At 60.0% G+C, this 8,990-nt stretch carries 9 protein-coding genes; 4 read left to right on the top strand and 5 right to left on the bottom strand.

Features of this window, described 5'->3' with window-relative positions:
* From VJ956_RS14845 to VJ956_RS14825, 5 genes are all read right to left on the bottom strand, one after another.
* The coding region (locus tag VJ956_RS14845; RefSeq protein WP_324085818.1) for an EamA family transporter at window positions 1–404 on the bottom strand (404 nt) is incomplete at its 3' end.
* The gene (locus VJ956_RS14840; RefSeq protein ID WP_324085817.1) at window positions 401–1,060 is read right to left on the bottom strand and encodes a lactate utilization protein; all 660 of its coding nucleotides are present in this window, start codon (window positions 1,058–1,060) and stop codon (window positions 401–403) included. The genes VJ956_RS14845 and VJ956_RS14840, both read right to left, overlap by 4 nt.
* A complete protein-coding gene (locus VJ956_RS14835; protein WP_324085816.1) occupies window positions 1,057–2,496 on the bottom strand; it encodes a LutB/LldF family L-lactate oxidation iron-sulfur protein in 1,440 nt (479 codons plus the stop codon). Before VJ956_RS14835 ends, VJ956_RS14840 begins: the two co-directional genes overlap by 4 nt.
* Window positions 2,493–3,302, bottom strand: coding sequence for a (Fe-S)-binding protein (locus VJ956_RS14830; RefSeq protein WP_324085815.1), 810 nt, complete (start codon window positions 3,300–3,302; stop codon window positions 2,493–2,495). The genes VJ956_RS14835 and VJ956_RS14830 overlap by 4 nt, the downstream gene beginning before the upstream one ends.
* A 135-nt stretch (window positions 3,303–3,437) precedes the next feature.
* Window positions 3,438–3,707: a ComEA family DNA-binding protein gene (locus tag VJ956_RS14825; RefSeq protein ID WP_324085814.1), complete on the bottom strand. Its 270-nt coding sequence runs from the start codon at window positions 3,705–3,707 to the stop codon at window positions 3,438–3,440.
* Between the two features lie 761 nt (window positions 3,708–4,468).
* Between VJ956_RS14825 and urtA the strand changes: the two genes are divergently transcribed.
* From urtA to VJ956_RS14805, 4 genes are all read left to right on the top strand, one after another.
* Window positions 4,469–5,773 (top strand): urea ABC transporter substrate-binding protein, encoded by a 1,305-nt coding sequence (gene urtA, locus VJ956_RS14820; protein WP_324085813.1) that lies wholly within the window; start codon window positions 4,469–4,471, stop codon window positions 5,771–5,773.
* A 165-nt stretch (window positions 5,774–5,938) separates the two neighbouring features.
* Complete coding sequence (gene urtB / locus VJ956_RS14815) at window positions 5,939–7,537, top strand: urea ABC transporter permease subunit UrtB (protein WP_324085812.1); 1,599 nt, start codon at window positions 5,939–5,941, stop codon at window positions 7,535–7,537.
* Between the two features lie 3 nt (window positions 7,538–7,540).
* Complete coding sequence (gene urtC / locus VJ956_RS14810; protein WP_324085811.1) at window positions 7,541–8,674, top strand: urea ABC transporter permease subunit UrtC; 1,134 nt, start codon at window positions 7,541–7,543, stop codon at window positions 8,672–8,674.
* The coding region (locus VJ956_RS14805; RefSeq protein WP_324085810.1) for an ATP-binding cassette domain-containing protein at window positions 8,671–8,990 on the top strand (320 nt) is incomplete at its 3' end. The genes urtC and VJ956_RS14805, both read left to right, overlap by 4 nt.

Raw genomic sequence — 8,990 nt, 5'->3', positions numbered from 1 at the left:
GTGATAATGCCCGGCCTTTCCCCCAGCAGTGGTGCCGCCATGATCGCCACCAGCACCGGTGCCAGGCAGAGCGTAATCAGGGTGGCGATGCCTGCGCCGGTCAGATCAACCGCCACCAGGTAGCTACCCTGGTAGAAAGCCTGGAAGACCCCCAGGGCCAACAGCGGCACCAGTGCTGTCCGCGTCAGCCGCCGGGGTGGGCGCGATTCGGCCCGGGCAGTCCGGGCTTCGGTTTTCCGTTCCCTGAGCATCAGCGCAAGGAAGAACGGCAGTGCCACCGCCAGGCGCAAAAACGCCAGCGCAATGGCCTGCAATTCCGAACCGGTAAACAGGAATTTTGCCACGATACCCGTGGTTGCCCAGAGCAGCGCCGCCAGGGCAATCAGCAGAGCACCGCGGATCACTCGATGACCAGAACAATCAGCTCTTTGGGTCCGTGTACGCCGTAAACCAGGGTTTGCTCGATATCCGCGGTTTTTGACGGGCCGGACACCAGCAGGGCATTGGTCGGCATGCTTTCATGCCAGCGCTGGGCCTGCATGGCCTCGTGAAAGGTGGCGTAAAGCTCGCTGGCATAGAGCACTGCCACATGGAATGGCGGTACCAGGCTCATCAGCCGTGGTTCGTCCGCCGACGGCCACAGAATCAGCGAACCGGTTTCGGCGATGGCACCACGGGTCGAGGTGATGCCCACATCCACCGTGGTGAACAGCTCCTCCTGCCATTGTTCAATCGCTTCATCGTAAAGCAGCAGATCGGGCAGATCGTCGCGGCTGTTTGCCGCCTCTTTCAGAGCCAGTCCGATTTTCTGCACCGGCGATACCAGCATGGTGCGGGCGCCCCGGCTTTGCAGGAGTCCGGCCAGCACACCGACCCATTCCGACTCGGTGGTGCGGTGAACCTCGCCATGAACCGATTCAATCATTTTCTGGAACAGGTCGAGTTTTTCCCCGGTCGACCAGTCCGGGCGCCTGAGTACCGAAAAGTCACAGTCGGGCGCGGTAATCTCACCCCCTGAACGGTTGCGGAGGCGCTGAAGAATGGTGTCTTTTGAACTCATTGCTGGCGCTCCTTCATCCGCTGATGGAGGGTCTTCGGTGCCAGTGCTGGCGCCGTTCGGTACTGGGTCCAGCCGCCGATCTTGCCCGGCTGGAGCTTGCGGAATTTCGCGGCAATGCCGGTGCCGAAGCGATAAAGGGCAGGCTTGGCATGCATCAACCCCCAGCCCTTCCAGATCATGGCTTCAACCGAGCTGCGCTTGGCACCGTGTCCCTTGACCTTGCCCGGATGCAGGCGGTCACCGTCTACCGCCTCCTGGCGCAGCCGCACCAGCAGATCCGGAATCGGGATCTTCACCGGGCAGACTTCACCACAGGCGCCGCAAAGGCTGGAAGCCGAAGGCAGGTGGCGGCCCTCATCCAGGCCGATCAGGTGCGGCATCAGGATCTTGCCGATCGGGCCGGGATAGGTGGTGCCATAGGTATGGCCGCCCACCCGGGTATAAACCGGGCAGTGGTTCATGCAGGCACCGCAGCGGATGCAGCGCAGCGTGTCCAGCAGCTGGTCATCCTGATAGATCGTCGAGCGGCCGTTATCCACCAGCACCAGGTGAACTTCTTCCGGTCCGTCCAGTTCGTCGGTCTTGCGGGGGCCGGATATCATGTTGAAGTAGGTGGTGATGTGCTGGCCGGTGGCGGAGCGGGTCAGCAGCGCCAGCAGCGCGGTGACATCCTCCAGATTCGGGACCACTTTCTCGATGCCGGTTACCGCAATGTGACAGGGCGGCACGGTGGTGGTCATCCGGCCATTACCTTCGTTTTCCACCAGGCAGAGGGTGCCGGTTTCGGCGACGGCAAAGTTCACACCGGAGACACCCACATCGGCGTTCATGAATTTTTCCCGCATCTGCAAACGCGCACTGGCGGTCAGGTAATTGGCGTCGTGGGACAGATCTGTGCCGGTTTTTTCATGCAACAGTTTGGAAATCTCGTCGGTGTTCTTGTGAATCGCCGGCATGATGATGTGGGACGGCGTTTCCTCCGCAAGCTGGACAATGTATTCGCCCAGGTCCGATTCCAGCGCCTCGATGCCCTGCTCGTGAAGATAGTGGTTCAGCTCCATCTCCTCGGAGACCATGGACTTGCCCTTGATCACGCTTTTGGCATCACGGGCGACACAGATATCGCGGACGATCCTGCAGGCTTCATCAGCGTCCACCGCCCAGTGGACCCTGACACCGTTTTCCGTCAGTTTCTGCTCGAGCTGTTCCAGCAGGTCCGGCAGGTTGGCCAGTGCCCGCATGCGGACATTGGCGCCCAGATCCCTCAGGGTCTCGACGTCCCAGCCTTCAAACGCCGCTGTGCGCTTGCTCATCAGCCCGTTCATGGCATTGCGGAAGTTCTTGCGGATCTGCGGGTCGCCGAGGGCGGCCCTTGCCCTGGGGTGAAATTCTTTTACATCGATCTGATGCGGAGACTGTTCGGCCGTGGTGTTCATTGTTTGTCTCCTTTTTCAGATGCATTCACCGGCGAGTTCTGGCTGCCGGCGTCAGTACGCTGCCACAGAAAGCTCAGAATATGCTGGCCCTTGATCGGTTTCTGGTTCTTCCCGGCAAAACCGTCAATGTTCATCAGACAGCCGCAATCGGTGGTAACAAAGTCCTTTGCGCCGGTGTCCACAAGCGCATCCACTTTTTCGCTGACCATGGCGCCGGAAATCTCCGGATGGCGAATCGCAAAGGTACCCCCGAAGCCGCAGCACTCTTCTGCCCGTATTTGCTCCACCAGCTCGACATTCTCAAGCTGATTCAGCAGCGCCGGGCCGACCGCGGCAACGCCCATTTCCCGTCTTGCGGTGCAGGATGTGTGCATCGCCACGGTGGCGGGCTCACCCAGGTCCTTCAGTTTGATGTGACAGACATTGAGCAGAAAATCCGTCAGTTCCCAGACCCGGCCGGCAACCTCGGCGGCACGGACGTCGTCCGGGGTGTCCTTGAACAGCCCCGGATAATGTTTGCGCATCATGCCGCCACAGGAACCTGAAGGCACCACAATCGGCCAGTTCTCGGGGAACAGGTCAAGCTGTGAGCGGGCGACGGCCCGGGCATCATCATGGTAGCCGGAGGTAAATGCCGGCTGGCCGCAGCAGGTCTGATCCTCCGGATACAGCACCTCGATGCCTTCCCGCTCCAGTAGCTGAATACCGGCCATGCCGGCATCGGGATAGAAGAGATCGATCAGGCAGGTGCCGAAAAAATAGACTTTTTCCGGTTTGGGCGGGTAGAACTTGATGGGATCTGTCATTGCGCTGCCATTCGTGTTGTTAGAAAAATGATGAGCAATGGCATGAATGATAGTGTGGCGAGCGATAGGTTGCCAGCCGAATTTGGGGGCGGACTGACCGCCCCCTCCACGATGGTGCAGAATACTCAGGGCCGTCTATTCAACGGTCAGTTGCTCAAGGTTTTTTTCCAGGGTCCGCTCGCCAATGCCTTTTACCTTGACCAGGTCTTTTTCACTCTGGAACGGGCCGTTCTCGGAACGGTAGGCAACAATGGCCTGAGCCCTGGTTTCGCCGACACCATCAAGCGCTGCAAGTGTTTCCACAGTTGCGGTATTGATGTTGATTGCAGCCGGTTCGGCATGGGCAAAGCCTGACATCAGGCTGAACACCAGTAACAGAACGGCAAAGAAAGGGGTAGATTTCATGATCAGAAGCTCCTTGAAGTTTGCGGTTTGATAACACTCGAACGTGGATCGAGTCAGGCCGTCAAAGCCGGGAGCTGGTCTGGCAAGTCTGAAAAGTCGCGAAGGGAAGAAGGGCGCACGGAAACGGAACACTGTCCCTGTGAACCAAAGTCCGTGGCTGACCCCGAGCCTGATCCTTCAGGCCGCACACATCCTGTGCGCATCTTCCCTGGCGTTCTTCCCTGCGGGCCGTTTCCCTTTGGCCCTCTCCCTCCATACCGTGCAGCGGCTGCACGGCAAATCCCTGGAGTTATCTTCCCTGAGCCAGCGTTCCTTGCTGACAACGCATCCCTGACAATTTCTATTCTACGGTGGCGGGGAAATGCGCAAATCGGACATATGCCCCGTAATTTGTGCGAGATTTCGTAGCGGTCTGTGATCACCGCGCAATGCCGGGAATGCATTTAAATGGCGTACCCGCCGTGTTGGCGCCATTCGCGGGAATCCCGGAATAACTATTTAAAACATATAGATAGACTTATTTTCCGGGCCGCAAACTGGTCAGGTTGCACCATAAACGGGCAGTTGCACCAGAAAAAGACCCTGAAATGCGGGGTTAAAGGGCAGAAAGCGCTGAAAAGCCCTGGAAGGCAAGCTTTTATGCCGGGTAGGTCATTGTTTTTACGGTCTATTGATGGAAGCTGGAACGCCAGATGCAGTGGCGGGAAGGCGTTTACATATAGCGAATGGCACGAACTAACCCGTAAACAAGGACGCACAACATGACCATCAAATCACACCTGAAACTTGGCCTCTCGGCGCTAGCCCTCTCGGTCTCCCTCAACACCATCGCGGACGACCATCCCCCCATCAAGGTCGGTATTCTTCACTCGCTTTCCGGCACCATGGCCATCAGTGAAACGGTCCTGAAAGACACCGTTGAGATGCTGATCGAAAAGCAGAACGCCGAAGGGGGTGTTCTGGGGCGGCAACTGGAAGCCGTTGTCGTGGACCCGGCGTCCGACTGGCCGCTGTTTGCGGAAAAGGCCCGCGAACTTCTGGCCCAGGAAAAGGTGGACGTGATCTTCGGCAACTGGACTTCCGTTTCCCGTAAGTCGGTTCTGCCGGTTATCGAAGAACTGAACGGTCTGCTGTTCTACCCGGTGCAGTACGAGGGTGAAGAATCCTCGGAAAACGTGTTCTACACCGGTGCGGCGCCCAACACCCAGGCGATTCCTGCGGTTAACTACCTGATGAACAACATTGGCGTGGAGCGCTGGGTGCTGGCGGGCACCGACTACGTCTACCCGCGCACCACCAACAAGATCCTTGAGACCTACCTGATGGATATGGGCGTCGCCAAGGCAGACATCATGATCAACTACACGCCTTTCGGTCATTCCGACTGGCAGAACATTGTGTCTGACATCAAGCGCTTTGGTTCCGCCGGCAAGAAGACGGCCGTGGTTTCCACCATTAACGGTGACGCCAACGTGCCTTTCTACCGCGAGCTGGGCAACCAGGGCATTTCCGCTTCCGATATTCCGGTGGTGGCCTTTTCGGTGGGTGAGCAGGAACTTTCCGGCATCGACACCGGCCCGCTGGTGGGACACCTGGCAGCCTGGAACTACTTCATGAGCGTGGACAACGACGCCAACTACGACTTCATCGACCAGTGGATTGAGCACACCGGTGATGAAAACGCCGTCACCAACGACCCGATGGAAGCGCACTACATTGGCTTCAACATGTGGGTCGAGGCGGTCAGTAAAGCCGGCACCACAGACGTTGATGCGGTCAAGGACGCCATCATCGGGGTCAGCGTACCCAACCTGACCGGAGGATACTCGGCGATGATGCCGAACCACCACATCACCAAGCCGGTGCTGATCGGTGAAATCCAGGATAACGGCCAGTTCTCTGTGGTCTGGGAAACCTCCGGCCTGGTTGCCGGTGATGCCTGGTCTGACTACCTGCCCGGTTCGCGGGACATGATCGCCGACTGGCGCAAGCCCCTGTTCTGCGGCACTTTCAACGTCAAGACCGGCAAGTGTGGCGCGTCTGCGGGAGAAATGGCTGCCGAGTAATTCTTTTTACCAGGGAGTAGGAACCCAGGCGGGCACGTCCATTCAGGACACGCCGTGAATACATCCATGTAGGCTCGGATGCAGCATCCCTGCTGCATACGGTCCTGAATGGACGTGCCCGCCTGGGTTCATCCGGTTTCGCAGAAGAACAGACAGGACCTATTTATGGGCATCATCCGATCGCTCACATTGCTGTTTATCGCCATGATTTCCGTGCTGTCACTGCCGGCCCAGGCGCAGGAAGACGATCCTGGCCGGGAACTGCTGATCAACCTGGCGGAAGCGCCAGCCGGCAAGGTAGAGGAAGCCATCCAGGCGATTGTCAGCAGTGGCGATGAACGTGCCCGGGGCTGGCTCGAAGCCTACGGGGCCAACCGCCTGAGCCGCATCAAGGACAGCGGCGAAGTGGTCATCGTATTGAACAACCGGGGCCGGGACTGGGAAATTGCCGACCCGCTGACCGGAGACAGCCTGGGCGAAATGTCCCGCCGCGAGCTGGCCAGAGTCGCCATCAACAACCGCATTCGTGGCCAGTTGGAAGGCATCCTTGCCATGCTGGACCTGAGTGCCGCCGACCCCGACCTGCGTGAAGCCTCCGCAGAGGACATGATGGGCAAGGTGGATGCCGCTCTCGTTGAACCCCTTGAAGCCCGCCTGGAAGTGGAAGAAAACGCCGATGTGCGCCAGCGCATCCGGGAAGCGGTGGCGATCTACCGGGTAGATGAAGGCAGTATCGAAGCCATTGACGTGCTGGCTGGCAGCCTGCACCCCAACGCCCGTGCCGCCCTGAGCGAAGCCGTTCGCGGTGGCAGCCCGGAACAGGCCGCTGCCGCCAAAAAGGCGCTGGCCTCCATCGAGCAGAAACTCAAACTCAACCGTGCCGCCGAGACCCTGTATTTTGGTCTGAGCCTGGGCTCGGTACTGGTACTTGCCGCCATCGGCCTCGCCATTACCTTCGGGGTAATGGGCGTCATCAACATGGCCCATGGCGAGCTGATCATGCTGGGTGCCTACACCACCTGGGGCATGCAGCAACTGTTGCCGGGCCAGCCCGGCCTGGCGCTGATTCTTTCCATACCCGCCGGATTCATGGTGGCCGCCACCGCGGGGATCATCATTGAGCGCAGCGTGATTCAGTTCCTCAAGGGCCGCCCGCTGGAAACCCTGCTGGCCACCTTCGGTATCAGCCTGATCCTGCAGCAGCTGGTGCGCACCGTGATCTCGCCCCAGAACCGCACCGTGGTCACCCCGGAGTGGATGAGCGGTTCGGTGGTCATTAACGACGCCCTGTCGCTGACCCTCAACCGGCTCTACGTGCTGGCATTCGCGCTGGTGGTGTTTGCCGCGCTGATGCTGATCATGCGCAGGACCCGCCTGGGCCTGGAAGTTCGCGCCGTCACCCAGAACCGCAACATGGCCCGTTCCATGGGCATCCGCGCGACCCGGGTGGACATCATGACCTTTGCCCTGGGCTCCGGCGTTGCCGGCCTGGCCGGTGTGGCGCTGTCCCAGCTCACCAATGTCGGCCCCAACCTGGGCCAGAACTACATCATCGACTCGTTCATGGTGGTGGTGTTCGGTGGCGTCGGTAATCTCTGGGGCACCCTCATCGCCGGGCTGTCGCTGGGTACCATCAACCAGCTGCTTGAACCCTGGGCCGGTGCCGTGCTCGCCAAGATCATCGTGCTGGTGTTCATCATCCTGTTCATCCAGAAACGGCCGAAGGGGCTATTCCCCCAGAAAGGCCGGGCAGCGGAGGGGTAGACTATGTGGCTAACCAGACCTCTGCGTGAACGGTCAACCCAGACCTTCCTGGGTGTGCTGTTTGCGGCCCTGATTGTGGTCACTTTCCTGCATCTGGCGATGCCGGAGGACAGTGTCTTTTACGTCAGTTCCTTCACCGTCACCCTGATGGGCAAATACCTGTGCTACGCGCTGCTGGCGGTCGCGGTGGATCTGGTGTGGGGCTACCTGGGCATTCTCAGCCTGGGTCACGGCGCCTTCTTTGCCCTCGGCGGCTACGCCATGGGCATGTACCTGATGCGCCAGATCGGCGACCGGGGCGTGTATGGCGACCCCGTGCTGCCGGACTTCATGGTGTTCCTGAACTGGCAGGAACTGCCCTGGTTCTGGCACGGCTTCGACATGGCCTGGTTTGCCTTCATCATGGTGCTGCTGGCCCCCGGCCTGCTGGCGCTGGTGTTCGGTTTCCTGGCGTTCCGTTCGCGGGTGACCGGGGTGTACCTGTCCATCATCACCCAGGCGCTGACTTTCGCCCTGATGCTGGCCTTCTTCCGCAATGAGATGGGTTTTGGCGGCAACAACGGCCTCACCGACTTCCGCGATATTCTGGGCTTCAACCTGCGCACCGACGCCACCAGGCTGGGGCTGTTCATTGCCTCAGGTATTGCCCTGGCCATTGGCTATATCGTCTGCCGTGGCATCGTCGCCAGCAAGCTCGGCCGGGTCAGTATTGCCTGCCGCGACGCCGAAGCCCGCACCCGCTTCCTGGGCTACCGGGTCGACCGGGTGCAGCTGTTCGTGTTTGTGGTGTCCGCCATGCTGGCCGGGGTCGCCGGTGCGCTTTACGTACCCCAGGTCGGCATCATCAACCCCAGCGAATTCTCGCCGCTGTTCTCCATCGAGATCGTGGTGTGGGTTGCCCTCGGTGGCCGCGCCACGCTCTACGGTGCGGTGATCGGTGCGGTACTGGTGAACTACGCCAAAACCGTATTCACCGGGGTGATGCCGGACGCCTGGCTGTTTGCCCTCGGTGGCCTGTTCGTGCTGGTTACCGTGTTCCTGCCCAAGGGCATTGCCGGCCTGGTATTCCGCAGCCGCAAACCCAAGGGCAAGGGCCCGGATGGTGACGCCGGCGCAGGCAAGGAGGCCACCGCATGAGTATTATCCTGGAGCTTTTCAACCGCGACCGGGTGTTTGAATTCCTCACCCCGGTGGAGTCCCCGGTGGACGTCCGCCACGGCCCGATCCTGTATCTGGAAGACGTGAACGTCAGCTTTGACGGCTTCAAAGCCATCAACAACCTCAACCTGACCATCGACGACGGCGAGCTGCGTTGCATCATCGGCCCCAACGGCGCCGGCAAGACCACGATGATGGACATCATCACCGGCAAGACCACACCGGATACCGGCTCGGTCTGGTTCGGCAGCCGCCACAACCTGCTGACCATGAACGAGCCGGACATCGCCAGCCT

The sequence above is a fragment of the Marinobacter sp. genome (genome assembly GCF_035268745.1).
Lineage (GTDB): Bacteria > Pseudomonadota > Gammaproteobacteria > Pseudomonadales > Oleiphilaceae > Marinobacter.
Note: the sequence above shows the minus strand (reverse complement) of the source record. Positions and strands in the feature narration are given on the sequence as shown.

What these genes read in the sequence shown, in the direction of transcription:
- urtC (WP_324085811.1), top strand. Translation starts at nt 7,541, where the DNA reads ATGTGGCTAACCAGACCTCTGCGTGAACGGTCAACCCAGACCTTCCTG.
- VJ956_RS14830 (WP_324085815.1), bottom strand. Translation starts at nt 3,302, where the DNA reads ATGACAGATCCCATCAAGTTCTACCCGCCCAAACCGGAAAAAGTCTAT.
- VJ956_RS14835 (WP_324085816.1), bottom strand. Translation starts at nt 2,496, where the DNA reads ATGAACACCACGGCCGAACAGTCTCCGCATCAGATCGATGTAAAAGAA.
- urtA (WP_324085813.1), top strand. Translation starts at nt 4,469, where the DNA reads ATGACCATCAAATCACACCTGAAACTTGGCCTCTCGGCGCTAGCCCTC.
- urtB (WP_324085812.1), top strand. Translation starts at nt 5,939, where the DNA reads ATGGGCATCATCCGATCGCTCACATTGCTGTTTATCGCCATGATTTCC.
- VJ956_RS14825 (WP_324085814.1), bottom strand. Translation starts at nt 3,707, where the DNA reads ATGAAATCTACCCCTTTCTTTGCCGTTCTGTTACTGGTGTTCAGCCTG.
- VJ956_RS14840 (WP_324085817.1), bottom strand. Translation starts at nt 1,060, where the DNA reads ATGAGTTCAAAAGACACCATTCTTCAGCGCCTCCGCAACCGTTCAGGG.